Below are 24534 nucleotides of genomic sequence, written 5' to 3' on the forward strand. Positions count from 1 at the left end.
TTGGCTCGCTTATCGTTTGCGCCGACGGATGACGAAGAGCAGCACGCCGGATGCGGCAAGTAGCGCATAAGTGCTCGGCTCGGGGACCGCAGTCAGCTCGTATATGCCCTCGCCATCGATGATGTTATAGCCAGCACCAAAACCGTCGAAGATGATTTCGCTTTGGTCCCAAATGCTGGTAAATTCGCCGGGTTCGCCACTGAAGGTCAGGTGATCGCCGCCCAGATTCCAGTTAGAGATGGTGATTGTGGAGCCATCGGTTAGCTGTGTTGGGGCGGAGCCGAAGAGCAGGGTCACGTTGTCACTGGAGCCGAAGTCGAGGGTGGAGGTTTCGCCAAAGGCACCGGCAATCGTCAGGCTTTGGATTTCCTGGGTCGTCGTTGCGTTGGTGGCCGATGTCGTGAGCACGCCAGTGCCGCCACCGGTGCGGGTTTCGGTGTAAATGTCCTGCCCGATGATACCAGTCACGAAATAGGTGGTGATACTGCCGTCCTTGTCGATGGTCAGCTCTTGGCCAACCGTCAGCTCGTCGGCAATAGCCTGTGATGATACGGTGATGTAGTTGCCATACTGTTGGGTGACAACGTTGTCAGTCACGGCTCCGCCGTCTTCGCGACCGACAATGGCAAATGTCGTTCCGCCGCCCATTGTGAGGTCTGATGTCGTGGAGAAGTAGTTCGCTGCGTCGCTGGTTTGGCTGATGCCAATTTGGGTGAAGTCGACCGTTAAGGTGCCTTCATTGATCGTAGTGCTCCCGGTGTGCGTTGCAACGCCAGCAAAAGTCTGATTGCCGGACCCGATCTTGGTGACGCTCAACGTGCCGGTAGCGCTGCTGGTATTTGCTTTATCTCGCACGCGCCCCATGAAGTTGGCCGTTGTGTCATTTGCGCCAATTGTGAGCGTGGAGTTCGTGTCCCCGCCGTTTTCGATGACTTGGTTGAAGTCCTTGTTACGCATGTTGGGCTCGTAGTAGCCCTCCACACCATTGACAGTTTCATTGAACCCGTTGAGGCGGAAAACTGAGGAGTGGGAACCTTCGCCGTTGGCCTCGATCTGGATGTTGCCGGCGCTGGCTCCGTCGGGAATTACGTTGCTGGCACCGAGGGTCAATGCGCGGATGCCACTAACCGTGCCACTGGTATAGATGCGAGTGTTGCCGCTCCAATTGTTGGAGGTGTTGGTCAGCGTAATGATCGCATTATCGCCCGCTGATCCGGAGAAGTCGATATTGAACGCGCCGCTGATCTGTCCGTTGAACGTGACGTTGGTATCCGTGGAAATATTGATGTCGTCGGACAGGATGATGTTATTGTTTACAGTCAGGTTGGGTTGCACGCTGCCGCCTGGGCGAATTGAAAAAACGGGACTCGTCGATCCATTCGCTACGAAGTTTAAAGCGCCACCAGAAAAGGTTATTTCGGGGGCGGTGCCGGTCGCGGGACCGTCGTAGCTGAAATTTAAGCGGTTGAGCAGAAACGGATCGGAGAGGTCATTGTTGCTGGTCAGGGTGGCACCATCGGCGAGACTACCGGAGTAGGTGAGAATCGTGTCTGATGCACTGACTGGGATTTGGCTCCAGTCAGTACCGGATGACCAATCGTTGCTACCGGACAATCCGGTGAATGTGTACTCAGTCGCCAAGGCGCTGGAGCACGAAAGCAGCATCAAGGCCGCTGATGCGGGTACAAGCTTTTTTGCCATATATTTGGGGTTAAGGGTAGGGGTTTTTAGGGTGATTTATCGTAGAATGAATTCTATGACGTGGTTGGTCAATAGTTAAATCAAGCCCTTGCATGCAGGAGAATTAAATTCGCATGTGCGATCCATTTGAGCGGCCATGAAGGCTGCAGATTTGCTTGCGGTGGGCGCTGGCAAACTGCATATTTGCGCGTTTTACCGGCAATTGGGGGAGTAGCTCAATGGATAGAGCAGCGGTTTTCTAACGCGAAAACAGCAAATTTTCCCACTTTTGCCCGAGTCTTCAGGCCTAATCAACTTGTTGAAATTCAGTGATTTCCGAGTTTTTGATTTTGTCCTGAATCATCCCGAAAAGGCCCATTTTTTTCAATGGGGTTACACATGTGGGTTACACAAAAGCAACGTTTTTGACCGTTGATCGATCTAATCTCGTTAGGACTCGCTGTTTAGAGCTTTTAGGATGGCCTTTTTATAAACGTTTTCCTCGGGAAGGGTGACGTTGTTGAAAGCTTCCTGAACTTTGTAAACGGTCGTTGAATGATCTGAAGTTCGTTCTAACTTCACTAGCTCGGCATCCGTCGTATTTGCTGAGTTTTTAAAGTCGTAGGCTAGGAACGAAATGGATGCAGGTTGAAGACTATATTTTACAAGCCCTTCTTTACCTCCCAGCCTAGTCATGATTTTTCTATAGACCGGTTCTGGGCAAACAAAGAACAAACCCTTCTTGCACAGTTCTTCCCTTTGTAGAACTTGGCCCTTATAAATCAGTTGAGGCAAAATTCTCTTTGAGACGTTTTCCCAATTTAAGCCAGCAGTAGTTTTTACGATTTGACGATTTTCAGTAAGAGCATGGTAGCCATTGCGGTAATTTCCGGTCGTATCAATCGTCTGAACCTCAACGGCGATAAATTCAACTAATTGCCCATTCGAATCGATCTTGGCCAGAATCCAATCAACAAAATAGCTCCCGCTTCCAGATTTTTGGGGCAGTCTCAATTCTCCTCCTTTGCGTTTGCCGAAAACGGCGACACACGCGCATTTCTTTGATTTTGCATGCGCTATCGCAAGGGGGCCTGTTACTAATTCGAGGCGCTCCTCGAAAGCCTTCAGGGCGACATCGCTTAGGATTTTGTAGTTGTCAGCATACAGCCTTATTGGGCAGCAGATGACGGGGCCAGTAGTCATCGGCTTTACGCTACAAACGCCAGAAACGATTCCATCGTTAAAAGTCTTTTCGCAGCGTTCGTTTATGATTGGACAAAGCTCCTTTTGGGCTGCGTCGACTGCGCGATCCGATTGGTCATCTGATCGATAACCAAAGAATTCATATATTGTAGATGCCATCTTAGGCTTGTTTTCTTATTTCGGAAAAACCGCTCAGAATATTTGATAGCGAGCGACCAATGGCATTTGCAAGTAAAGGTGGCACGGCATTCCCAACTTGCTCATATTGCTCTACTCTAGAGCCTAGGAAGGTAAAGGAATCTGGGAACGTTTGTATTCTTGCTGCTTCTCGGACAGTGAAAATCCGATCTTGGTTATAGTGGATATAGGCACCCCAGTGCGGATCGCATTTTGTCAAAATTGTAGATGCAAGGCCATCAGGAGAGACGCGACCATATCTCTTTGTATGATCTGACCTGCGGGCTCTCTGCATACCCTTGGGGAGCAACTCTGTCGGAATATTGGTCCAATTGCCGCCTGGTGGAATGAATTTAAGTCTTTCAAGGTTTACGTTTCCAAGCCGGGCAGACTCATGATTGGTGACTTGTGTCGAGTTTAGACGCATCAATCGCTGAAAGTCGTTTTGCGGTTGCATGCGATATTCCTTAGTCTTGGGACCTGATTCACCATTTTTAAGGACTGGTAAATCATCCAATGCGTCTTTTACGGAGACGTGTGCTTGCAACTCAATGTTCGTTGGCATCGACACGATATTGCGCCCTTCAAAATTGGAGGTGAAATTTACCCTGATTGGAGCATTATACAGAGGAGTGGGAAATGCGTCTTCAAGACACTGACTATGGTCTCGTAGGCCGACAATGATAGTCCTCCATCTAGTTTGCGGCACTCCAAAATGAGGTGCATAAAGAATTTTCACATCAGCTTTGTAGCCGCGGTCCGCCAAGCTCGAAAGAATTGATTGAAGTGTTTGACCGCCTTCAAAAGACACCAGCCCCGGAACGTTTTCAATCAGAACTGCACGCGGGAAAAACTCATCAACAAACCTCAAGAATTCTTTGAAAAGGTGATTTCTCTCGTCTTCGGTTGAGCGAGTAGGCGCATTAATCGAATATCCTTGGCATGGGGGGCCACCTGCAATGAGGGCTAATTCACCTCTTTCAACACCAAGAAGATTACGAACAGATTTTGCATCTAGGCTCCTGATGTCGCTGTTATCTACTGTCGTATGTGGATGATTTAGGCGGTAGGTCTCAGCATAACGATTGACTAGCTCATTGGCATATACGCATGAGAATCCTGCCTGTGTTAATCCCTCGGACAATCCTCCGGCACCAGCGAATAGATCAATCATCTTGAGTTCTTGGGCTGGATTAGCAGGTCTCATGGTTTTCTAGGCTTAGGATTAGCGGCGTGCAAAGTGAAAGTTAGGCTAGTCTGGCTACTTTGAATCGTCAATAATCGAGCTCAAAGTTTTATAGCGTTATGAGACATTGGACAGTTATTGACTATGTAAACAAGGAAAAAGGGCGGGTGGTGCGCGCACCCGCGCGCATCCACTCCGCCCTAAGTTCGCTTGGATTGGCTATGCAATGACTTGGCCGCGCTTGATGACGGTTCGGCCTTTGCTTGCTTCCATTGCTGATACCTGGACCGTCACCGGCTTGTAGAGGTCAAGCTTGGGGTATTCGGCTACTTGGTCGTCTTTTAGGCGAACGTCGGTTCGCTCGCGCGGGTCTAGGAATTGATCCCAGATCACGACGCCAGGTTGAGTCCCGATTTCGTGCGAAATGATGACCCGCGGGCCGCTCCCGTCTTTCATTTGGATGGCTTTGGCCGTGGAGCTGACGACGACCCCACGGACGAACAGCCCATTTTCAGTGATGTTTACTTTGTTGTTTTGCATTTTATGTATGGTTCGAGAGCCATGAAATGTGGCTCACTGGTTATCTTGATTTGCCCTCGGCCTAGGTAGCGGCCTGCCAGAGCAATGTTAAAAACGATTTCGCCGAGTAGTTGCTGATAGGGCATGGTCAGATCGTAGGTCGCAAAGCAGTCGTTCATGTCGTGGAAAACAACTTTGTGCTCCCATTTAACTAGACGCTGCTCGATGGTCAGGGCCTCGGGCTGGTCGGCATTGGCTTCCTTACTATCTCTTTTCGACTTCGGCGGATATTGTTTGCGGGGAACGGCATAGAAGTCCTTCGACGTCTGGAAAATGCGAATCCGCTCTTTCTTCAACACCCACTCGGGAATGTCTCCGCCCTTGGTGACGTACTTCAGCAGGTAATTAAAATCCTCGTTGCTGATGCGCTTGACGTTGGTTCGCCCCATTCCCCAAAGATGGTTTAACAGAGCACTAGGCAGGTAACGTTTCGTCAGAAATATGACGTGGAAGTGTGGCCAGCCGTTCTCGTGGAATTCGACTTTAACGCAGTAAGGCGAATCGAGCTGATAGCGTTTCCCATCCCATTTAACGCCTTTGCGGAGTTTATAGAACAGCTTGCGGAGTCGCTTTCGGGCGTAGTCGAATGCACTTTCGGGGCTGGAGAACTCAACTAGATTGATGGTAAAGGTCAGGAACAAAGAGCCTGAGACGTCAGGCAGGCGTGGCGTTATGTCGGCAATGACTTTGTAAATTCCGCGAGGATGAAACCACGATTTCGGGATGAATTCGGAGAGGGTCCCTGGGATCATGACGCAACCTTTCCGGCGTTGGCGGTTACGCTGTCGGGCTGACATACCAGGTCGCCGCCTTGTCCGTCCGTCGAAAGCGACCCTTGGGGGCACGCTTTCTTTCGCCGTCCGGGGCGGCTGGCTGCCCGGGCTTTCGACACGCCATGGGAGCGCGAACGCGGGCCGTTCAGGTTGTCGAGGATTTCACCGATTTGCCGAGGCGCGTTTTGGTGCGTAGTCTCGGCGGAGATCGCTTCGGATGTTTCCCGCAGGAACCGCTCAAGCTCCCAGCGTGGATACATGGGACGCCTCGTTGCCCGCGAGGGGTGGAGGAGTCCGCGTTTGGTCAGGCGATCCACCGTTGCCGGCGATTGCCCGAGGATGTCCGCCGCTTCTTCTCTGGAGTAAGCTAGGCGGGGAGGGTGGCTTGTAGTGCTTTCTGGCGTTTTCATGATGACGCCAGAATATGCCAGGAAACCTCAAATCAATCAGTTCTCAGCGTTCCCTAGCGTGAGTATCGTTTCGCCTCTTAGTCCTTGCATAAGAAACACATGTAAAACCGACTCTATTACACAGCAGCCTAAATGATTCATAAGAATGCTTGTGGTACTTTGGCCCCAAAATAGACTCAAAGACCATGTGCACGGCTTTTACTGAAGGTTGCCTTCTAAGCAGATCACCCATCAAGAGCAGCAGCATATAAACATTAGTTGCATCTGTCGGTTTCTTGAGCCTGATTTCACCAGTTTCGTCGACAGAGCCAATGACACCATACCCTTCACCATACCCAAGGAATAGCTTTTCCATTTCACTTGGCTTCTCTTTCTGAACGTACTCTTGAAATTTACCGAAGTCGAACAAACGCTCCCAGTAATCAATCTGCTTTTCGGCCTTTTCTACAATTTCTTCATCTAGCGTAAACCCACTGCAACCGATCTCCTTAGCAAGCTCATCCAATTCCTCAAACTGCTCCTCCATGGAATCCAGCATGGCCATAGCCTGACGATAAGCGCCCATAATGAATGCAGCTGATCTAACATCCCCTTCTGGTTTGAATGAATGAATGTCCTTGAACACTGTTTTTAGAAGCTTTTTCCATATCCTAAGCCTCCATCCTACCGGCCTCCTGATATTTTTGGACACATCAAACCGATCAAACTCTTTGGGCCTAAACCCCTTTTGAATAATGACGTATTCCAACTGAAACCGGATAACGCCAGCCCAATAGCAGTCGAGCCATTCGGCAGGTGAAAATGGTTTTATCTTCGTGGTCTTTGGCATTGAAACTACATACGTTTAGCCATCTCGAACGAATGCGTATCGCGCAGATGGCCGTAAGTTTTAGCGACAAGTATTCCACCGTCTTTGTGTCCGACCCAAGCCGCAATTGTTTTAAAATCCACTCCTTTTTCAATGGCGTTACTTACGAAGTAGTGGCGCATACAGTGATGAGTGAAATGGGGAAGCTCGTTTTGGGTGCAAACGGTGATGAGAGCGTTTTTGGCGTCTTTGGCGGGGACGACCGGCGTTTGCGGGGCCGGTTTACCGTTGGGAGTGTCGGCAGCCTTCCGCTCTAAGAAACCCTTGAGCGTAGGGAAAAGGGGGACGACGCGGGCCTCGTGGTTCTTGGTGCCGGTTTCCCCTCCTGTGACGACGTAGGAGCCACGCTCCCAATCGATGTCGCCCCACAGGAAGGCATTGGCTTCACCCTTGCGCATGCCAGAGTAGGCGAGTAGCTCCACCAGGTCAGCTGCGTTCCAGTAACGAATATCCATCGAGCGCAGTGATTTGATCATGGTCGCGAACTCGGCCTTGCTGGGGATCAGGATATGATTTTTGCCGAGTCGGCGGCGCTTGGTGACGGTCGCCGGATTCTCGAGGATGACGCCTTCCCGTATGGCGTAGTCGAAAATACTGATGAGCGTTTCGCGTTCATTGTTGAAGGTGGACGCGGCAATCTTAGGCGAGCGCTTTTGAACCCAGGCGTCGCAGTCGTTGCGGGTAATGCTCCGAATGGTATCCTTGCCAAAGTAGCGGTTGAGTTGGTTGATGCTGGTTTCGCGGCGTCGTGTCGAGCTTGGTTTCAAGTGTGCGGTGATCGTTGCGCGCCATTTCTCGGCAAGCTCTGCAAAAGAGATTTTCGACTTTCCGTCCGTCAGGTCCAGTCGGCTGACATCCTTGCGGAACTGGCCTAAACGACGCTTTGCAAGCTTGAGATCTTTGGTCTTCAAAGACCTGCGGATTTGCTTGCCGTTGTTTTTAACAAGAGCATAGTAGCTCCCCGATGTTTCGTGACGATACAGGCATTCAGCAACTTTTACATACGTGGATTGACTCGATTTCACGGGCTCAGGCATGCCTTGAAATCTATAGGGTTACACAATTGGGTGACAAGGGCGAATTTGTCTCGCGAAAATATATTTCTAAGTCTTTACTTATCAGTGATTTGGGGGAGTAGCTCAATGGATAGAGCAGCGGTTTTCTAAACCGTTGGTTCCGGGTTCGAGTCCCGGCTTCCCTGCCACTTTTTGGCTGGGAAAAGGATTCGTCTGCGAGTTCATGGCGCTATATCGAGCCTGGACGAAACACCGCCACAAGATGACTGCTAGGGTAAGAGGCGCTCGATCTTTTTTTGCAACTCATCGAAGTCGATGGGCTTTGTTTGAAATTCGTCGCAGCCGGCTGCTAAGGCGCGTTCGCGGTCGCCACGCATGGCGTGGGCGGTGATGGCGATGATAGGGATGGCCCGGGTCTCCGGTTTGGCGCGGAGGCGGGAAGCGACGTTCCATCCATTGATCACGGGCAGGCTCATATCGAGCAGAATCAGATCGGGCTGTAGGGTATGCGCGCGATCCAGCCCGGCTAGGCCATCACTCGCGGTAGCCACGTGGTAACCCCGGCGTTCTAGCCTGCGCCGGATCATGTCGCAGAGGGTCGGATTGTCCTCCACGACGAGAATTTGGGGCGCGTTCATGTCCGCTGGACGGAGTGTATTTTCAGTTGCTCAGCTGGTATGGGTTCTTCCGTTGGGCTCAGGTCGGCGGGTAGCGTTATGGTGAATGTCGACCCCACGCCCGGCTCTGAGGCAACCGCAATTTCCCCGCCCATGAGGTGGCAGAAGCTGCGGGTGATCGCCAAGCCCAGCCCCGTGCCGCCGTATTTGCGGGTGGTGGAGCTGTCGGCCTGGGTGAATGCCTCGAAAATATTTTGCATCTGTGCCGGCGTCATGCCGATGCCAGTGTCGCTGATTGCAAAAATGATGACCTCTCGCTCGTCTTCGTTGAGCTTGCGCGAAACGACCAGCTTGACCTCGCCCTTTTCGGTGAACTTTGTGGCGTTGGAGATCACGTTGAGTAGGCATTGCTGAAGCTTTATTTCGTCGGTAACGAGCACACCGAGATCCGCCGTGGCTTTAACGGTCAGGGTGTTGCTGTTCTCTCGAATGAGCGGCTTGACGGTTTGCGACAGGCGATTGACCAGGTCGGCGATGTCAACCGGGACCAAGTGGATCTCCAGCCTCCCGGATTCGATTTTGGAAATGTCGAGCACGCCGTTGATCAGGTGGAGCAGGTGGTTACTGGCGTCAGCAATGGTCTGTAGATCCTCGCCGTAGCCGGAGATGCCGTTGTCGCGGAGTTCCTCTTGGACGAGCTCGGTGTAGCCGGTGATGATGCCGAGCGGTGTGCGGAGCTCGTGGCTCATATTGGCGAGAAATTCGTTTTTGACGCGGTTGGCACGCTCGGCGTCGTTGCGGGCATTTTGTGCGGCAACAATTGCTTCTCCGCGGCGCTTGAATTCTTCTTCGACCTGGGCAATGACGCGGTTGTATTCGGTGGCAATTTGGCCGACCTCAGTGTGCGGCTCCACATGGACTTGGTGGTCGAAGCTGCCTGCGCGGCGTTGCTGATCCATTTCTGTAATGAGGTCTACGAGCTCAGTGCTGGCACCGTGCTCGGAGACGTTTAGCCCGGCGTGCTCTTGCTCCGGCGTTACGCGCAGTTTACGCAATGTTTTGAGCGAAAGAAAAAGCACGCCGGCGATGGAAAGGGTCCACACCAGGCAAACGAGAATGCCCAGTGATTGCGCGCCAAGCTGCTCTATGCGGCTCAGCCCGGTGCCCCAGGCTTCCGCTTCGCCAAACAAAGCCACGGATAGCGTCCCAAACGCGCCGCAAAATGCGTGGGCGGGCACGGCACCGACGGCGTCGTCGATTTTCAATTTTTCAAACCACTGCATCCCCATGAAGCAGATGATGCCGGAGATCAGCCCGACCAGTGCTGCCGAGGGCAGGGAGACGACGTTACAGCAGGCGGTGATGCCGACAAGGCCACCGATAATACCATTCATGATGGCCCAGGTCTTAGGCATGCCGTAATAGGCGTAGGCAATGAGCATGGCCGATATGCCACCAAAGCCACCCGCGATAATTGTGTTGGCAATAATGCCCGGGACGCGCTCATCAAGGGCCAGGGTGCTGCCGCCGTTAAAGCCAATCCAGCCGAACCACAGAATCAGTGTGCCGGCCGAAGCGAGGGTTAGATTATGACCCTGGATTTTAGGTTGGTTTTCCTCGAACTGGCCCAGGCGGGGGCCGATAACCAGCACACCGGCAAAGGCGACCCAGCCGCCTACGGAGTGTACGACGGTTGAGCCAGCAAAGTCGAGGAAACCGACTTTGGCCAACCAGCCAACAGGGCCTTCTTCATTAAACGCCCACGCCCAGTGACCAAACACCGGATAAACAATGCCGGAGACGATGAGCGCTACAATCAGGTAGGCGCTGAAGCGAATCCGCTCGGCCACGGCTCCGGATATAATGGTGATTGCCGTGCCGCAGAAAACTAACTGAAAAATAAAAAACGCGAGCTCCTTGGGCTGTTGTCCTGGATCGAAGAAAAAATCCGTCAGTCCGACATAGCCAGAGATAGGGCCGTCGCCAAACATGAGCCCGAAGCCGACGATCCAGAAGACTGCTGCGGAAACGCAAAAATCAGCCATGTTTTTGATGGCGACGTTGATGCTGTTCTTAGCGCGCACCAAGCCGGATTCAAGTAGGCAAAAGCCTACCTGCATTGTCATTACCATCGCTGCGGTAAGAAGAATCCAAGCAATATTTAAGCCGTCAATTTCCATGACTATGTTGTAGTCATTGCGCATCATGCAATTATCGAGCCAAGTGTTTGGGTGGTTAAGTGGATAACCCTACATTGTTGAGGTCGAAAGGTTTTTACAGCTTTTTTACACACATTTTTGGACGGCACATGTTGGTATCGCACAATTTTCTTCATGGGCACCTCAGTCCCGGGATATTCCGGAGCTTGCCTTGCGTCTTGATTTCCTTTGCCTGAGAGCGTGGGTTTGCCATCTCCCCAACCAACCAGAACGCACATTGTCGCTGGTGCCATAGGTAATGTGCTCGAGTGGTTCGACTTCGCCGCATATGGATTTTTTGCCGCGGTGATTGGTCGTCAGTTCTTTCCTGGTGCGAGCGAATCGGCTTCGCTTTTAGCAGCGTTTGGCGTGTTTGCTTCCGGCTTTTTGGCGCGTCCGGTGGGGGCTGCGTTTTTTGGGCATCTGGGGGACCGAAAGGGACGCGAGGTGGTGCTGCGCTGGTCGGTGATTTTGATGGGGCTCTCGACTTTTTGTCTGGGTGCCTTGCCCAACTACGCGACGATTGGCGTGGCGGCACCCATCCTCTTAACCGTGCTGCGCTTAGTGCAGGGCTTCTCGGTGGGCGGGGAATTTACCGGTTCGATTATTTATCTGGTCGAGCATGCTTCGCCCCGCCGCCGTGGCTTCATCGGGGTGTGGGCCTTCCTTGGGGCATTTGGCGGCATGCTGTTGGGATCGACGACCGGCGCAGTGATCAACAGCCTGTTGACGCCTGAGCAGGTGGACCAATGGGGCTGGCGGATTCCGTTTCTGGGCGGCGTGGTGATCATGGCAGCGGCGGCTTTTTTCCGGCGTCAACTCAAGCCCCGTAATGCCCCGAAGCCATGCCAGGCTTCGCCCCTCATAATGGCGGTAAAGACGGAGTGGCGCACGATGCTGCAGATCATGGGGATGTTTCTGCTAGGCAGTTCGGGCTTCTACATGTTGTTCATTTATATGACCACCTACCTGCATACGGAGTTCGGCATGGCTGAGGGCAGGGCGCTGGAAATTAACTCCATCTCCATGCTGGCGCTCATATTATTCTCGCTGGGGATGGCGTGGCTCAGTGACCGAATTGGGCGTAAGCCAGTGCTGCTGTTTTCCTCGATTGGCTGTCTGTTGTTTGCCTATCCGCTCTTTGTACTCGTCCAGATGAAGCAGCCGCTTTACACGCAGCTTGCGCAATTATGTTTTGCATTCTTCCTAAGCGGCTCGATTGGTGCCTGCACCGCAGTCATGGTGGAGACCACGCGGCAGACGTATCGGTGTTCGGCAATTTCGCTCGCGTATAATATTACCCTGGCGATCTTTGGTGGGACGACTCCCATGGTGGCCACTTGGCTAATTTCGGAATCCGGCAATGCGCTGGAGCCGGCGTTTTACCTGATGGCCTTATCTGCGATCACGGCAGTGTCGGTGTTCTTTTTGCCGGAAACCTTTCGCATCGAGCTGGACCGAGAGACTCGCTAGGTTAACCACTTGGCCCAGGATTCGATGGGCCCGCGTTTTTCACGAAGTTTGCCTGTGGCGGTTTCCACGCCGTCGGCGTCGGTGGGGAAAAGAAAGATCGCACCGAGGAGAATTTCCTTCTGCGGAATGGCGAGCCAGTCAAAGACCTGTGTTTCGCGTAACGCGCCACCGCTGGACCAGTAGCTCTCGAAACTGCGGGCTGTCGCGGCGAGTAACATGTTTTGGATCGCGGCCGATGCGGCGGCGATGTGCTCCATGTTCTCCAGGGTGGCCTCGAATGGGGCGTCTGTTGCCCCCTTGGGCGGATTGGGCAACCAGGTTACTTGGATTAGCGCCGTTGCTGCGGCAAGCATCTGCACGATCTTGGTATCGTCACCTACGTTGATGAGTTTTTGGCGGAGGCGGTGGCACGCTCCAGCGTCGAGTGCATATGCGCGCCAAGGCACAAAAGAGCTCATCTGTGAGCGGTGCTCTGTGGAGCTTGGCTTATGAAACGGTGCCCACGCACCGGCGGCGATGATTTCATTAACCAATTCGCGTGGTGTGGTCTCGGGAAGTGGTTCATTGGCGAGCACTTTCAGGGTGCGTCGTTGGCGGATGATTTCATCGAGCGCGGCAACTTTATCAGCAGATTGCATAGCGACATCTATGCACGGCTTGCTTGCCGCGTCGAGCGCTTGGCGGCAAAAGTTTACGTTTGGGGGCTTGCCTCGCGTCCGCCTTGGTAACATTTTCTCATGAGGTGAAAAGCTTATTGATACTGCTACTCGCGCTCTTGGCGACTTTTCCGCTGGTGGCGCAGGAAGATGGGCACGGGGTGCACGATAAATTTAACCTCGCTCGGATATCGAGTCCGCAGCGCACTTGGGAATCGTTGATTCACCTGACGGATATCTACTGCGAAGTCATCAAAACGGAGGGCTACACGTCGGAGAATGAGGAGCGTTTGTATAGTTTGGAAAACCAAATTACCAAGCTCTTTGACTTGCGTCAGATCGCACCCTCGGTCCGGGAAACGACGGCCATCGAAGCTGCGGTTTACCTGCGGGAAATTCTCTCGCGCTTTGAGCCTTATCCATTCGATGAACTGCCGACGCGCGGTGAAGCTTTTGCTGAAATGAAGTCCGGCGCGCCGCCGATGTGGTCGATTAACGATACGGACATCGTCATCGTCTTTGTCGATGAAGGGCCGTTCGTGGGGAGCTTCCAGTTTAGCGAACGTACCCTGGAATACGCCGATGAAATGTACGCCGTCGTCAAGTCAATGGACTATCGTGACGAGAAAATTGCCGGATTTTACGAAGCGTATTTTATGACGCCGGGTCCGTTGATTCCAAGCTCTTGGATTCGGGCTCTGCCCAAGTGGATGCTCGTGAGCGTCGCCAACCAGAGCATCTGGCAATGGATATGCCTGGTCATCGGATTCGCCTTTCTGATTTTGATCATCCTGCTGTTGTTCAACGTGCTGCTTAAGCTAAGCGCCAATTGGCTGCCGCCTTTCCGTGGGGTGTTTCGACTGCTCTTACCGCTCTTGGCCACTTGGCTGACGGCCATGCTGGTTGAGTTCCTGGACGATCACATCTTCATCACCGGCAATGTGCTGGCCGGTCTCTATTACATCGATGAAACCGTCGAGCTCATATCGCTCATGGCAGCAGTGCTCATCTTCGGCAACATGCTAGTTGGCATCATTGCACAACGGCAAAAGAAGAACCCGGTGACGATCGATACGCAACTGATTCGCTTTGCGATTCGAATACTTTCCATGCTCTTATCGGTGCTCGTGTTGATCCAGGGGCTTTCGCGAATGGGCGTTCCGCTGGCCACTGTGCTGACCGGCGCGGGTGTCACCGGTTTGGCCATTGCGCTCGCCGCGCAGGAATCACTGCGAAACATTTTTGGCAGTATGATGATCCTGCTCGATAAACCGTTTAAAGTCGGCCAGCGCATTGTCGTTCGTGGGCAGGATGGCGTGGTAGAAGAGATTGGTTTACGCTCCACACGCATTCGTCTGCTGAACGGTCACGTGGCAAGTCTTCCCAACGAAATCGTCGCCAACACCGACGTCGTCAACATCGGTGAGCGGCCCTTTATTCGTCGCTTGTTTAATGTGCGCATCGCCTACGGCACGCCGCCGGAGAAAATCGACGAAGCGCAAGCCATCATTGAGGATGTGCTGGCGGTGAAAGAAGTCGACGGTGTGAAGCAGAATGAGTCGATCAACGCCGCGGACTATCCACCGCGCGTTTTCTTCAATGACCTCAAGGACGACGCCCTGAACATCATGGTCATCTATTGGCATTTTCCACCGGATTACTGGGCCTTCATGGCGCAGGTGGGCAAGATCAACCGCGAGTTGGTGCGACGCTTTAACGAGGCGGGCATTGAGTTTGCGATGCCGACGCATACGGTTCATCTGGCCGGTGAAACCGGGCAGGAGGTCGCGCTAGATCCCGAGACCGGGACGCCGGAAGCACCGGCCGGTTAATCAATGAACTGGCCATCCTGCATGCGCAGGCAGGCGTCGGTTTTTGTGGCGAGTTCGGTGTTGTGGGTAACCATTAGAATAGCCTGGCCAGTCTCTTTGCTCAGGCGCTGAAGGAGATTGAAAATCATGTCGGAGTTCTTCGCGTCGAGGTTGCCTGTGGGTTCGTCGGCAAGGAGTAGGGCAGGGTCGTTCGCCAGCGAGCGTGCGATCGCGACGCGTTGCTGCTCACCACCGGAAAGGTGAGTGGCCAGGCGGTCGACTTTCTCGCCCAGACCAACCAGACCTAGCAGGTATTCCGCGCGTTCGCGCATCTCATCTGGTGTGCGGACTGCCAGCTTGCGCATGGGCAGCATGACGTTTTCTGCGGCGCTAAATTCCGGCAGCAAAAAGTGAAACTGGAATACAAAGCCGATGTGGCGACTGCGTGCGGCGGTGCGCTCGGCATCGGAAGCGTCGGACATCAGTTCGCCGCGAATCCAAATCTTGCCTTTGTCCTGCCGGTCGAGCAGGCCCAGCAAATACAGCATCGTGCTCTTGCCACAGCCAGACTGCCCGACCACGGAATAAGTCGTGGCCGGCTGCAACGCCAGGTTTACGCCGCGCAGCACATGCACCCGCGATTCGTCTTCGCCCAAAAAGCGGTGCAGCTCCTCGGCGCGGAGTACGGGTTGGTTGTTGGCTGGCGGTGCTTCGGACATGGCTTACATGCTGGTTCCGCGAATGATACTGCCGGGCTCCAGGGCGGCGGCGCGGCGGGCGGGAATGTAGCTCGCGATCATGACGGTGATCGCCGCCACGACAGCGGCCCACAGGTAGTGGTTGATGTCCCAGTTGACGATAAAGGAGTCGGCGGTGAAGATGCCGCGAATTTTGATAGGCAGCTTCGAGATGGCAAAGGTGACGAATGCGCCAAAGGCCCAACCACATATCGTGCCCGCGATAAGCACCAGGAAGCCCTGCCACAGAAATATGCGTGATATGTCTTGTCGCGTGTAGCCGATGGAGCGCAGGATCGCGATCTCCCGGGTCTTCTCCATCACCAGCATCGCCAGTGTGTTGAACATGCCAAGGCCGGAAATCAGGATGATGGTGGAGACCGTTATAGCCGAGGAAATGCGCAGGACATTGAACACCTGCAGCCAGGATTTCTCGCGCTCTTGCCAAGGGATTACGTTGTGCTGAAGTGTCTCCTCAAGGCGCTCGGCGACGCGGTCTGCCTGGTTGGGGTCACGCACGCCGATCTGAAAAATGGCCTCGCCAAAAGGCTTTTTGAACAAGGCCCGGGTTTCGCCGATGTGCATGAAAACGCGCTGCTTGTCGATCTGCTCGATGCCGGTCTCGAAGATACCGGCAACCTTGTAGCGGCGGGTGTCGCCCGCGTATTCAAAAAGAATGTAGTCGCCAACTTCCACGTGCATGCGCTCGGCAAACTTGCGGCCCAGCAGCACCGCGCTCGGGTTAAAGCTAAAGTCGTCGAGACTGCCCCACAGCATTTGGCGGTCGAGGTCGGTAACCTGTAGGTGGTCCTTCACCCGGATGCCAAGCACCCGGGCAATTTGTTCGCTGCTTTTGCTGATGGCGCGCGCTTCGCCTTTGAGCACTTCGGACACCGCAGTCACGTCGGAAAACTCCTCCACCGCGATGCGCAGTTTATCGGGGTATTCGATGCCGCGGATGAATTTTCGGCTGGGGTCCGTTTCAGCGATGAAGCCACTTTGCTTGCCATCTTTGTCCGCGGCTTGGATGGAAAGATCGATGTGTTGGAAGCGGTCTTCGATGCGGATCGGGCTGTCGGCACCAACAATCGTATCGATATAAAATTGCTCGAAGCCACTGGTTTGCGCCTGGGTGACGATAAAGAAACCCACGCCGAAAACAATGCCCGCTAAGCTCATGAACATGGAGCGCTTGCGGGAGACAATGAATCGAAACGCGATGGCGAAATTGGGGCTCACGGTCGCTTACTCGATGACTTCCACTTTATCGCCATGCCGGAGCTCTCTGGGATCTTCGACTACCACTTGATCGCCCTCCTGGAGGCCGCCGGTGATCTCTGCCTGCACCAGGCCAATGAAACCGGTTTCGACGATGCGCTCTTCCACGAGCTCGCCATTGACGACATACACAATGTTGCCCAGCAGTGCGCGGCGGGGGATGATCAAGGTGTTGTCGCGGCTGGCCTTGGTAACGGAGGATTCACCGGTCATGCCATCGACCAGGTCCCCGTCTTCGGCGTTGGTCAGGTTCACGAAAATGTCGCGGCGCTTGGTCTCGGCGTTCGACGTTGGCAGGAGCTGGGTGACTTCGCCGGTAAAGAGTTTGCTGCCGACGCCGAGTAGCTTGAGCGATACGGGTTGGCCGGGGCGAATGCCTGGATAGTCCTCCTCGCTGATGCTAATACGGACCAGCTTTTGATTACTCAGAATGCGCCCCAGCACGGTGGGCCCTTCCACGTAGTCTCCGGGGAAAACCTGAGCATTGATCAGCAGGCCGTCGATGGGTGCGCGGATCTCCATGTCGCTGCGTCGCTCTTCGAGTTGGCGCACTTGTTGGGTGAGCGATCGCTCGGATGCCTCCCAGTCAATGTATTGCTGGCGGACTTGGCGCTCCAGCTTGGTCACCGAACGCTCCAGCTTAATGAGCTCGGATTTCGGGAATTGCCCGATGTCGGAGAGGCGTTTGCTTTCTTCAAGCTCTTGCTTGGCGGTCTCCAGGTCGGGCTCGAGCGGTGAGCCGTTAGCAATGCGCTGTTTGACGGTTTCCAGCTCCAGCTTGATGTTCTCGATTTTAAAATCGAGGTCGCGGGTGTCTTGCTTGAAGACCACCTGATCGGCACGCACGGGCACGCCACCCAAACTAGGATCGTAGGCCGACTCGACAATGAGACCCGGTTCGCGGTTTTTCAGCTCAATATCGAGCGCTGCTTCCACGCTGACGTTACCGGAAATCGCATCCAGCGCTGTGCCGCGTTGGACGGGCACCGCCTTCACCTGCGTGCGGGAGCTGACCATGGTGAACGCCACGATGGCACCGACCACGATCAGGATAACAAGTATTTTCCAGAGGCTTTTCATTACCAGTAAAAGTCTTCGTCGTAAACGTCTTGGACTGGTTCTTCGAGCGAATGTTTCGGCGCACCGAATGGATCATCGCCAAAGATTGAGAGCAACTCAGTCGAATTCGTGAACAGGCTCAGGCGGTAGTTAACCAGCGTTAGCCGGTCGGCGAGCAGGGTGTTCTCGGCGGCAATGAGATCGCTCTCGGTCGCGGTGTTTTTCTCGCGCTCGGCTTGCACGCGCTTTACCTGGTTTTCGCTTAGTGCCACACGGCGCTCCCACAAGTTGATATCGCGCTCGATCAGCTTACGATCGCGCCTCAGGCGATCGACCTCGAGCTTATCCTTTTGGGCGATGTGCTCGGCTTGCAGCTTGAGTGCGCGTTGCTGGGCCTTGGATTGGATCTTGTCCCACTTGGTTTTGAAACCGTCGAAGATATTCCAGTTTACGCGCAGGTAAACTGCGACCACGGTGCGGTCGATGTTGTCCTGGCCCTGGGAGGCAATCTGGTCTTGGTAGGCCTCAGTAACGAAGTCGAGCAAAGGCATGTTCTGGGCGCGGATGCGTACGTATTGGGCTTCGGCAATTTTTAATTCCTGCTCCTTGTTCTTGTAAGCGAGCGAGGGGGGAGCCGAGCTGGAGATAACTTCAGCGGCCATGGAGGCCTCTTCTTGCTCCAGCTCAGTGAACCGCTGGAGCAGGCCTTGAGTGGGGCCATCGATGGGGCCTTGCCAACCAGTGGCCAGGCGAAGGTCTTCTTCGAGCATTTCGGCTTCGCTGGTGGTGCGCTCCAATTGGATGTTGGCCTCTTCGAGGGCCAGGTGGTCGTTTTCCAGTTGGTCCTGGGTGATGCGACCCGATTCCGCCTGCTGCTCGCTGCGTTCGAGGGACTGCATGTAGCGCTCGCTCTCGGCGCGGTAGTAGGCGATTTGCTCACGGGTAAAGAGCAGGCGCAGGTAAAGCGTGCGGACACGGAGGGTCAGTAGCCGGTAAGTTTCGGCGTAGTTATTTTCCGAAATGGCCTTTTGAAATTGCCCAATGTCGCGCTGGGCGTCGAGTGCGCCCCAGTGGTAGAGGTCCTGCTCCAAACGCGCGATGCCAAAGGGCTGCGTGGTGTTCTGGTAAGTTGGGTTGCTGTCGCGGAATTCACTGCGATTGGTCATTTGCAGATTCAGGTGAATCTTCGGCCACTTGGGCGACAGCTGGGCTTTTTCGTTGGCTTCGGCAGCCTGCACGCGGGCGCGGTGGATCAGCATTTCCGGGGACTCGTCTTCCATCTGTTTGAGGATGGATTCCAGCTCCGGGAAAACCGTTTCCGGCAGATGCAGTGGCTCTTCTGCCTGAATCATCGGCCCGGCCAGCAGCAGGGCCATCGCGCTCAAGACGCGCAACAATTGGTGGGTGAGTGGTGAACCGAACATGTGAAAAAACGAGTAACAAGCGGGAAGGGCGGGGGGATGGCAAACATTTTCCAAAATCACCGTGGCCGAGCCCGTGATTTATAGATTTGCCGCTCACCGATTCCGCGCAATCGTTGGCGCGGTGAATCTGATTCTTTTCAACTCTGCCCACGAGGCCAGTGAGATTTCTGCCAACGATCCGCGGGCGCGGCACATTCGCGAGGTCATCCGGTTGGGGGTGGGCGACCCGGTTTACGTCGGCGTGGTGAACGGTCCACGCGGGTTGGGAAAAATCATCGCCGATAGCGATGCGGGCCTCACTTTGGCTATCGATTGGGAGCCGGAACTGCCGATCCAGCATCCCGTTCGGTTATTGGTGGGTGTTCCGCGCCCGCAGACTGCACGGCGGGTGCTCTTTGATGCGGCTTGCCTCGGCGTGACGGGCATTGATTTCTTTCAAGCCGAAAAGGGCGAGCCCTCCTACGCCAAGAGCAAACTGTGGTCTACCGACGAATGGCGCGAACGGCTCTGGCAGGGCGCTGAGCAGGGTTTTGCCACGCAGTTGCCCGAAGTGCGGCATTTCGGAAAATTAACCGACGCGCTGGAGGAAATTGAAACACCGGGGCGGGCGGCCTTGGACGTCTATGAAGGCGTCGGTCCGCTGTCCTCCTTGGATTTGCCAGAGCAGCCAACTACGCTGGCCATCGGCGCGGAGCGGGGTTGGTCGGCTTGTGAGCGGGATCAACTGCGCGGGGCTGGTTTTCAGCTGGCGGGCCTCGGCGAGCGAGTCTTGCGCACTGAGAGTGCGTGCATTGCCGGAGTTTCCGTGCTTTTGGCGAAATGGGGCCGCATGTGATTTAGCCTCGCTTCTCAAAGCGACTGCCTATTAACGTCTTGGCAATGAAACTCAGCGTTGTGATTCCCTGCTACAACGAGCGCAGCACGATTGAGACCGTGGTGGCCGCTGTGAATGCCTCCGTCATTGAAGACAAGGAAATCATCGTCGTCGATGACTGCTCCAACGACGGGACACGCGACATCCTCAAGGAGAAGATCGAGCCTGTCGTGAGCAAGGTCGTCTACCACGAGGTTAACCAGGGGAAGGGAGCCGCGCTGCGCACGGGGTTTAAATCGGCAACGGGCGACATCGTGATCATCCAGGATGCCGACCTGGAGTATGATCCCAAGGAGTATCCCAAGCTGCTTCAGCCAATTCTCGATGGCAAAGCGGACGTTGTGTATGGCTCGCGCTTTGCTGGCGGCGAGTCTCACCGCGTGGTTTATTTCTGGCACATGATGGGCAACGAGTTCCTGACGTTTCTCTCCAACATGTTCACCAACATCAACCTCACCGATATGGAGACCTGCTACAAGGTTTTCAAAAAGGAGATCATCGACCAGATCGAGGTGGAGGAAAACCGTTTCGGCTTCGAGCCGGAGATTACGGCCAAGGTCGCCCGGATGAAAGTGCGGATCTTCGAGGTCGGCATTTCCTACTACGGCCGCACCTACGAAGAGGGCAAAAAAATCGGCTACAAGGACGGCTTCCGGGCTATTTACGCGATCTTGAAATACAATCTCTTCAAGTAGGTTTAGCAGTCGATCCGTTGAGTATTCCCTTTTGGACCGCTTCGGCTTGATTGCTAAAGATTGCCATGGCGGTGTTCATCGGCAGGAAGCCGAGTTTCTTGTAAAAGGGCTCCGCGCCCGGGTTGGCGTAGAGGATGATTTTCTTATGGTCGCGGGAGAGCTCCACGAGTTTTTCGATAATGCGTTTGCCGAGGCCTTCGCCTTGGCAATCGGGGTGGACGGCCACATCGCATATGTAGGAGCAGTCGGCGCCATCGGCCAAGGCGCGGCCCACAGCAATGATTTTTCCATCGCGGAAAACAAAGCATTTATAGCGACTGTTGCCAAAGACCAACTTGAGCGTTGCCGATGGCTTCTCGCCCAAGGGGGCAATGCGATACAGCTCCGATAGCTCGTGCCAGTCGATGGCTGCGTCATCGCATACCCAGGTAAGATCGCTGCTCTGCGTGGTCATTTCGCGAAAATATTCGCTGCTCGTATCACGTCAATGAACGCTTGAATTAACTTACGAAAAAACGCGCCCCAAACAGGGACGCGTTTCGAAAAACTTTCGTTTGTCTCACAGCCATCGGCCATTGGCCGACTCTCCGGTGCAGCGGGACGCTGCTAGTCGGTGAGGATTTCCTTGGCGGACTTCTTCTGTGGGATGAACGGCAGCACGTGCTCGGTGTAGGGCACGATGACGTCGAGCAGGAAGGGCCCGGGCGTGTTGATCATTTCTTCGATCGCTGCCTTGAGGTCTTCCTTCTTGTGGACGCGCTTGGCTGGGATGCCGAAGCCCTGAGCCACGGTGACGTAGTCCGGGTAAATGGCTTCCAGGTTGTCCGGGCCGCCGATGTTGTTCGGGTCACCAAGGATGGTGTGGCCGCGAACGCCGTCGTAGAAGCGGTCTTCCCACTGCACCACCATGCCGAGGTGCTGGTTGTTGAGGAGCAAAATCTTGGCGTTGATCTTCTCAATCTTGGCGGTGGCCATTTCCTGAACGTTCATCAGGAAGGAGCCGTCGCCGTCGATGTCGACCACGACCTTGTCCGGGTGGGCAACGGCGGCACCGAGCGCGGCCGGGTAGCCAAAGCCCATCGTACCGAGGCCAAGGGAGCTGATGAAGGTGCGCGGCTCACTGATGTGGTAATACTGCGGTGCCCACATCTGGTGCTGGCCCACGCCGGTGGCGATAATGGCCTCACCCTTGGTGACTTCGAACAGCGTCTTAATCGCGTCCTGCTGGAGGATGTGCTCGCTCGGCTTGTAGTGGAAGGGATACGGGTGATCCTTCTTCCATTGGTCAATCGTGGCGAACCACTCACTCAGGTCGGGCTTTTTGAACTGCCCGGCCTTGATGAGCTCAATCATGCGGGTCAGCGCGTATTTGACGTCGGTGTAGATCGTCTGGTGCGCGAACTTGTTCTTGTTGAACTCGCTCTTGTCGATGTCGAAGTGGATGATGTGCGCATCGGGCGCAAACTTGGAAACGGTGCCGGTGATGCGGTCATCGAAGCGGGCACCGAGAGTCACGAGGACGTCGCTGTCGCACACGGCCCAATTACCCGCCACGGTGCCATGCATGCCGAACCAGTAAAGGCTCTGGTGGTGGTCTGCAGGGAAGGCACCGAGGCCCATCAAGGTGGAGGCAACGGGCGCACCGGTCAGCTCGGCAAATTCACGCAGCTCGGGAGTCGACTCCGAGGAGATGATGCCGCCGCCGATGTAAAGCGCGGGTTGCTTGCTGGTTTCCAGCTTCTTGAGGACTTGGAGCAGCTCTTCGTCCGAGGCGTGGGGAACCGGGATCATGCCGGGGATTTCCACTTCCGCCGGGAAAACGGGCTCCCAGATTTTTTGCTGAACGTCCTTGGGAATATCGATCACGACCGGGCCAGGGCGGCCGGTGGTGGCGATTTCAAAGGCTTTCTTGACGATCATGGGCAGCTCTTCGGCCTCGAGGACGAGGAAGCTGTGCTTTACGATCGGCAGGGTCATGCCGAAAAAGTCGGTCTCCTGGAAGGCGCTCTTGCCAATGAACTCCTGGAACACCTGGCCAGTAATGGCGATCAGAGGGATCGAGTCCATGTAGGCATCGGCAATGCAGGTGACGAGGTTGGTCGCGCCGGGGCCGGAGGTGGCCATACAAACGCCGGCCTTGCCAGTGGAGCGGGCATAGCCGTGCGCCATGAAGCCGCCGCCTTGTTCGTGGCGAGGGAGAATGGTGCGGATGTTCTTGGCGCGGGTCAGGGCTTGGTGCAATTCCATCGAAGCGCCGCCCGGATATGCGAAGACGACGTCGACACCCTCACGCTCAAGGCAAGCGACAAGCACGTCAGCACCTTTCATGGCGGGACCTTGCTCATCCTGTGGCGGGAAGTTAACGACTGATTCGGTTTTCATTGTCTTCGATGTGTTTGGGTTATTTTCGGTGATGGAAAACCCTCCATGCTTGCCACCAGAGCAGCAAACGCAATCCCAAAGCGGGAAATCGGGCTTTTAGGGCGCGGGAAGTTAGATGGGGCGGGGAGCCCGGGCAAGGATATTATTGTGCATAAACTGTAACACGCCATCGCTTGACAGGCGCACGTAATTCCGCACGCTTTAAGCCATGAAATCGATAACGGCAACTTCGGCGCGTTCTGACCTGTATCGCCTGATCGATACGGCCAACGACACGCATGAGCCGGTTCAGATCACTGGTAAGCGCGGCAGTGCCGTTTTGGTTGCGGAGGAAGATTGGCGGGCTATTCAGGAAACGCTGCACTTGCTGAGCGTTCCCGGGATGCGCGAGTCGATCATCGAAGGCATGCGTGAACCGGTTGACGAATGCAGCCGGGAGATTGACCTGTGAGCTACACGCTGGTCTACACCCGGCAGGCGCGAAAGGACGCCAAAAAGCTGAAAGGCACGCCATTGGCGGAAAAAGCCAAAGAATTGTTGGCCGTCATCGCGGAAAATCCCTTTGTCGAACCGCCGCCTTATGAATCATTGGTAGGCGACTTGAAAGGTGCCTACTCGCGGCGTATTAACATCCAGCACCGCTTGGTTTATCAGGTGCTTGAAGAAGCAAAAACCGTCAAAGTCCTGCGTCTTTGGACGCACTATGAGTAATGAAAAAAGTCTGCATCGTTGGTGCCTCGGGGAAGCTCGGGCAATACATGATCACGCATTGCCTGGAGCGGGGCTATGAAGTCGTCGGCGTGTGCCGGCCGGAGAGCGTGGGCAAGCTCGATGCGGTTAAGGAACGCATTACCATCATTCCGGGCCGGACTAATGACCGCGCGGTGATCGAAAAAGCGGTTGCTGGCTGCGACGGCGTGCTGGTGGTGCTGGTGCCGTGGGGCGTGGATGATTATTCCTCGGGCACGGCGCAGGCGGTGATGGATTTTGCCGAGCCTGGCGCACGGCTGATTTTCTCCTGCGGCTGGCACATTACCAAGGATGGTAAGGACCAGTTTTCCTTGCTCTTCAGAGTGTTCATCGCGGTTGTCACTTGGGGGGCGCGGCTGGTGAAATTTGCGGACATCAATGACCAAGTCGAGGCCTGCCGTCGCATCTTTGCCAGTGACACGCGTTGGACCGTTGTGCGCGGCAGTGATTTGGAGGAGGGCGAGAGCGAGGGGCTGCCGGTCTGGTCGCCGCACGTAGGCGACGCCATTCTCAAGAGTAACCGCACGCGCCGCATCGACTTCGCGTTGTTCATGGTCGCCGCGCTGGAGGACGATTCGCTGATCCACGAAGCCCCGGCGATTGTCAGTTGTCAATCGGCGTCGGCGCTGGCGCATCGTTGAGGCTGGGTTGAATGCCTCGCCTCGGTATGAAGTGCTTGCACTAGTTT

Annotated in this window: 24 protein-coding genes and 1 tRNA gene; 8 read left to right on the top strand and 17 right to left on the bottom strand. The window is 54.9% G+C overall.

Annotated features, from left to right (window positions below; genetic code table 11):
- Window positions 1-9 precede the first annotated feature (9 nt).
- The 8 genes from O3S85_RS01725 to O3S85_RS01760 form a co-directional block, all read right to left on the bottom strand.
- Window positions 10-1701 carry an autotransporter-associated beta strand repeat-containing protein gene (locus O3S85_RS01725; protein ID WP_269537357.1) on the bottom strand — a complete coding sequence of 564 codons (1692 nt, stop codon included), beginning with the start codon at window positions 1699-1701 and terminating at the stop codon, window positions 10-12.
- 429 nt (window positions 1702-2130) lie between these two features.
- Complete coding sequence (locus O3S85_RS01730) at window positions 2131-3042, bottom strand: NotI family restriction endonuclease (protein WP_269537358.1); 912 nt, start codon at window positions 3040-3042, stop codon at window positions 2131-2133.
- A 1-nt stretch (window position 3043) separates the two neighbouring features.
- The gene (locus tag O3S85_RS01735) at window positions 3044-4267 is read right to left on the bottom strand and encodes a DNA cytosine methyltransferase (RefSeq protein ID WP_269537360.1); all 1224 of its coding nucleotides are present in this window, start codon (window positions 4265-4267) and stop codon (window positions 3044-3046) included.
- A 198-nt stretch (window positions 4268-4465) separates the two neighbouring features.
- On the bottom strand, window positions 4466-4786 hold the full coding sequence (locus O3S85_RS01740; protein WP_269537362.1) for a hypothetical protein: 321 nt from the start codon (window positions 4784-4786) through the stop codon (window positions 4466-4468).
- Window positions 4768-5577: a rolling circle replication-associated protein gene (locus O3S85_RS01745; protein ID WP_269537363.1), complete on the bottom strand. Its 810-nt coding sequence runs from the start codon at window positions 5575-5577 to the stop codon at window positions 4768-4770. The genes O3S85_RS01740 and O3S85_RS01745 overlap by 19 nt, the downstream gene beginning before the upstream one ends.
- Window positions 5574-6008, bottom strand: a complete 435-nt coding sequence (locus O3S85_RS01750; RefSeq protein ID WP_269537364.1) for a helix-turn-helix domain-containing protein — start codon at window positions 6006-6008, stop codon at window positions 5574-5576. Before O3S85_RS01750 ends, O3S85_RS01745 begins: the two co-directional genes overlap by 4 nt.
- A 43-nt stretch (window positions 6009-6051) precedes the next feature.
- On the bottom strand, window positions 6052-6837 hold the full coding sequence (locus tag O3S85_RS01755) for a hypothetical protein (protein ID WP_269537365.1): 786 nt from the start codon (window positions 6835-6837) through the stop codon (window positions 6052-6054).
- Window positions 6838-6842: 5 nt separating this feature from the next.
- Window positions 6843-7913, bottom strand: a complete 1071-nt coding sequence (locus O3S85_RS01760) for a tyrosine-type recombinase/integrase (protein ID WP_269537366.1) — start codon at window positions 7911-7913, stop codon at window positions 6843-6845.
- Between the two features lie 91 nt (window positions 7914-8004).
- Between O3S85_RS01760 and O3S85_RS01765 the strand changes: the two genes are divergently transcribed.
- Window positions 8005-8080: transfer RNA gene (locus tag O3S85_RS01765), tRNA-Arg, on the top strand.
- Window positions 8081-8161: 81 nt separating this feature from the next.
- Here O3S85_RS01765 and O3S85_RS01770 read toward each other — a convergent pair.
- Together O3S85_RS01770 and amt are read right to left on the bottom strand one after the other, a co-directional pair.
- Window positions 8162-8530 (bottom strand): response regulator, encoded by a 369-nt coding sequence (locus O3S85_RS01770; RefSeq protein ID WP_269537367.1) that lies wholly within the window; start codon window positions 8528-8530, stop codon window positions 8162-8164.
- Window positions 8527-10689, bottom strand: coding sequence for an ammonium transporter (gene amt, locus O3S85_RS01775; RefSeq protein WP_269537369.1), 2163 nt, complete (start codon window positions 10687-10689; stop codon window positions 8527-8529). The genes O3S85_RS01770 and amt overlap by 4 nt, the downstream gene beginning before the upstream one ends.
- Window positions 10690-10908: 219 nt before the next feature.
- Between amt and O3S85_RS01780 the strand changes: the two genes are divergently transcribed.
- Window positions 10909-12180 (top strand): MFS transporter, encoded by a 1272-nt coding sequence (locus O3S85_RS01780; RefSeq protein ID WP_332107531.1) that lies wholly within the window; start codon window positions 10909-10911, stop codon window positions 12178-12180.
- On the opposite strand, the gene O3S85_RS01785 is transcribed toward O3S85_RS01780, so the two are convergent.
- Window positions 12177-12818, bottom strand: a complete 642-nt coding sequence (locus tag O3S85_RS01785) for a nitroreductase family protein (protein WP_269537373.1) — start codon at window positions 12816-12818, stop codon at window positions 12177-12179. The two genes, O3S85_RS01780 and O3S85_RS01785, sit on opposite strands and share 4 nt — an antisense overlap.
- Window positions 12819-12922: 104 nt before the next feature.
- On the opposite strand from O3S85_RS01785, the gene O3S85_RS01790 reads away from it, so the two are divergent.
- Window positions 12923-14668, top strand: coding sequence for a mechanosensitive ion channel family protein (locus O3S85_RS01790; RefSeq protein ID WP_269537376.1), 1746 nt, complete (start codon window positions 12923-12925; stop codon window positions 14666-14668).
- Here the strand turns inward: O3S85_RS01790 and O3S85_RS01795 are convergent.
- From O3S85_RS01795 to O3S85_RS01810, 4 genes are read right to left on the bottom strand one after another with little or no spacing between them, the layout of a single operon-like run.
- On the bottom strand, window positions 14665-15366 hold the full coding sequence (locus O3S85_RS01795) for an ABC transporter ATP-binding protein (protein WP_269537379.1): 702 nt from the start codon (window positions 15364-15366) through the stop codon (window positions 14665-14667). The two genes, O3S85_RS01790 and O3S85_RS01795, sit on opposite strands and share 4 nt — an antisense overlap.
- A 3-nt stretch (window positions 15367-15369) precedes the next feature.
- On the bottom strand, window positions 15370-16623 hold the full coding sequence (locus O3S85_RS01800) for an ABC transporter permease (RefSeq protein WP_269537381.1): 1254 nt from the start codon (window positions 16621-16623) through the stop codon (window positions 15370-15372).
- A gap of 6 nt (window positions 16624-16629) precedes the next feature.
- Window positions 16630-17742, bottom strand: coding sequence for an efflux RND transporter periplasmic adaptor subunit (locus O3S85_RS01805; protein ID WP_269537384.1), 1113 nt, complete (start codon window positions 17740-17742; stop codon window positions 16630-16632).
- Window positions 17742-19145, bottom strand: a complete 1404-nt coding sequence (locus tag O3S85_RS01810; protein ID WP_269537387.1) for a TolC family protein — start codon at window positions 19143-19145, stop codon at window positions 17742-17744. The genes O3S85_RS01805 and O3S85_RS01810 overlap by 1 nt, the downstream gene beginning before the upstream one ends.
- 61 nt (window positions 19146-19206) lie before the next feature.
- Between O3S85_RS01810 and O3S85_RS01815 the strand changes: the two genes are divergently transcribed.
- Complete coding sequence (locus tag O3S85_RS01815; RefSeq protein ID WP_269537390.1) at window positions 19207-19980, top strand: 16S rRNA (uracil(1498)-N(3))-methyltransferase; 774 nt, start codon at window positions 19207-19209, stop codon at window positions 19978-19980.
- A 44-nt stretch (window positions 19981-20024) separates the two neighbouring features.
- Window positions 20025-20714, top strand: a complete 690-nt coding sequence (locus O3S85_RS01820) for a glycosyltransferase family 2 protein (RefSeq protein ID WP_269537393.1) — start codon at window positions 20025-20027, stop codon at window positions 20712-20714.
- Here O3S85_RS01820 and O3S85_RS01825 read toward each other — a convergent pair.
- Both O3S85_RS01825 and ilvB read right to left on the bottom strand, forming a co-directional pair.
- Window positions 20707-21168: a GNAT family N-acetyltransferase gene (locus O3S85_RS01825; RefSeq protein ID WP_269537396.1), complete on the bottom strand. Its 462-nt coding sequence runs from the start codon at window positions 21166-21168 to the stop codon at window positions 20707-20709. The two genes, O3S85_RS01820 and O3S85_RS01825, sit on opposite strands and share 8 nt — an antisense overlap.
- A gap of 152 nt (window positions 21169-21320) precedes the next feature.
- Entirely contained in the window at window positions 21321-23096 is a 1776-nt protein-coding gene (gene ilvB, locus O3S85_RS01830) for a biosynthetic-type acetolactate synthase large subunit (protein WP_269537398.1), read from the bottom strand.
- Between the two features lie 208 nt (window positions 23097-23304).
- On the opposite strand from ilvB, the gene O3S85_RS01835 reads away from it, so the two are divergent.
- The 3 genes from O3S85_RS01835 to O3S85_RS01845 are packed head-to-tail and all read left to right on the top strand — an operon-like array spanning window position 23305 to window position 24487.
- On the top strand, window positions 23305-23547 hold the full coding sequence (locus tag O3S85_RS01835; protein WP_269537401.1) for a type II toxin-antitoxin system Phd/YefM family antitoxin: 243 nt from the start codon (window positions 23305-23307) through the stop codon (window positions 23545-23547).
- Window positions 23544-23807, top strand: a complete 264-nt coding sequence (locus tag O3S85_RS01840) for a Txe/YoeB family addiction module toxin (RefSeq protein ID WP_269537402.1) — start codon at window positions 23544-23546, stop codon at window positions 23805-23807. The genes O3S85_RS01835 and O3S85_RS01840 overlap by 4 nt, the downstream gene beginning before the upstream one ends.
- Window positions 23807-24487: an NAD(P)-dependent oxidoreductase gene (locus O3S85_RS01845; RefSeq protein WP_269537404.1), complete on the top strand. Its 681-nt coding sequence runs from the start codon at window positions 23807-23809 to the stop codon at window positions 24485-24487. The genes O3S85_RS01840 and O3S85_RS01845 overlap by 1 nt, the downstream gene beginning before the upstream one ends.
- Window positions 24488-24534 lie beyond the last annotated feature (47 nt).

This window comes from Cerasicoccus sp. TK19100, from assembly GCF_027257155.1.
GTDB classification, from domain to species: Bacteria; Verrucomicrobiota; Verrucomicrobiia; order Opitutales; family Cerasicoccaceae; genus Cerasicoccus; species Cerasicoccus fimbriatus.

Bases quoted from the DNA above. Each gene is read 5' to 3' on its own strand.
- amt (WP_269537369.1), bottom strand. From the start codon at position 10,689: ATGGAAATTGACGGCTTAAATATTGCTTGGATTCTTCTTACCGCAGCG.
- O3S85_RS01725 (WP_269537357.1), bottom strand. From the start codon at position 1,701: ATGGCAAAAAAGCTTGTACCCGCATCAGCGGCCTTGATGCTGCTTTCG.
- O3S85_RS01810 (WP_269537387.1), bottom strand. From the start codon at position 19,145: ATGTTCGGTTCACCACTCACCCACCAATTGTTGCGCGTCTTGAGCGCG.
- ilvB (WP_269537398.1), bottom strand. From the start codon at position 23,096: ATGAAAACCGAATCAGTCGTTAACTTCCCGCCACAGGATGAGCAAGGT.
- O3S85_RS01735 (WP_269537360.1), bottom strand. From the start codon at position 4,267: ATGAGACCTGCTAATCCAGCCCAAGAACTCAAGATGATTGATCTATTC.
- O3S85_RS01760 (WP_269537366.1), bottom strand. From the start codon at position 7,913: ATGCCTGAGCCCGTGAAATCGAGTCAATCCACGTATGTAAAAGTTGCT.
- O3S85_RS01845 (WP_269537404.1), top strand. From the start codon at position 23,807: ATGAAAAAAGTCTGCATCGTTGGTGCCTCGGGGAAGCTCGGGCAATAC.
- O3S85_RS01820 (WP_269537393.1), top strand. From the start codon at position 20,025: ATGAAACTCAGCGTTGTGATTCCCTGCTACAACGAGCGCAGCACGATT.
- O3S85_RS01740 (WP_269537362.1), bottom strand. From the start codon at position 4,786: ATGCAAAACAACAAAGTAAACATCACTGAAAATGGGCTGTTCGTCCGT.
- O3S85_RS01755 (WP_269537365.1), bottom strand. From the start codon at position 6,837: ATGCCAAAGACCACGAAGATAAAACCATTTTCACCTGCCGAATGGCTC.
- O3S85_RS01835 (WP_269537401.1), top strand. From the start codon at position 23,305: ATGAAATCGATAACGGCAACTTCGGCGCGTTCTGACCTGTATCGCCTG.
- O3S85_RS01785 (WP_269537373.1), bottom strand. From the start codon at position 12,818: ATGCAATCTGCTGATAAAGTTGCCGCGCTCGATGAAATCATCCGCCAA.
- O3S85_RS01770 (WP_269537367.1), bottom strand. From the start codon at position 8,530: ATGAACGCGCCCCAAATTCTCGTCGTGGAGGACAATCCGACCCTCTGC.
- O3S85_RS01795 (WP_269537379.1), bottom strand. From the start codon at position 15,366: ATGTCCGAAGCACCGCCAGCCAACAACCAACCCGTACTCCGCGCCGAG.
- O3S85_RS01745 (WP_269537363.1), bottom strand. From the start codon at position 5,577: ATGATCCCAGGGACCCTCTCCGAATTCATCCCGAAATCGTGGTTTCAT.
- O3S85_RS01805 (WP_269537384.1), bottom strand. From the start codon at position 17,742: ATGAAAAGCCTCTGGAAAATACTTGTTATCCTGATCGTGGTCGGTGCC.
- O3S85_RS01825 (WP_269537396.1), bottom strand. From the start codon at position 21,168: ATGACCACGCAGAGCAGCGATCTTACCTGGGTATGCGATGACGCAGCC.
- O3S85_RS01730 (WP_269537358.1), bottom strand. From the start codon at position 3,042: ATGGCATCTACAATATATGAATTCTTTGGTTATCGATCAGATGACCAA.
- O3S85_RS01750 (WP_269537364.1), bottom strand. From the start codon at position 6,008: ATGAAAACGCCAGAAAGCACTACAAGCCACCCTCCCCGCCTAGCTTAC.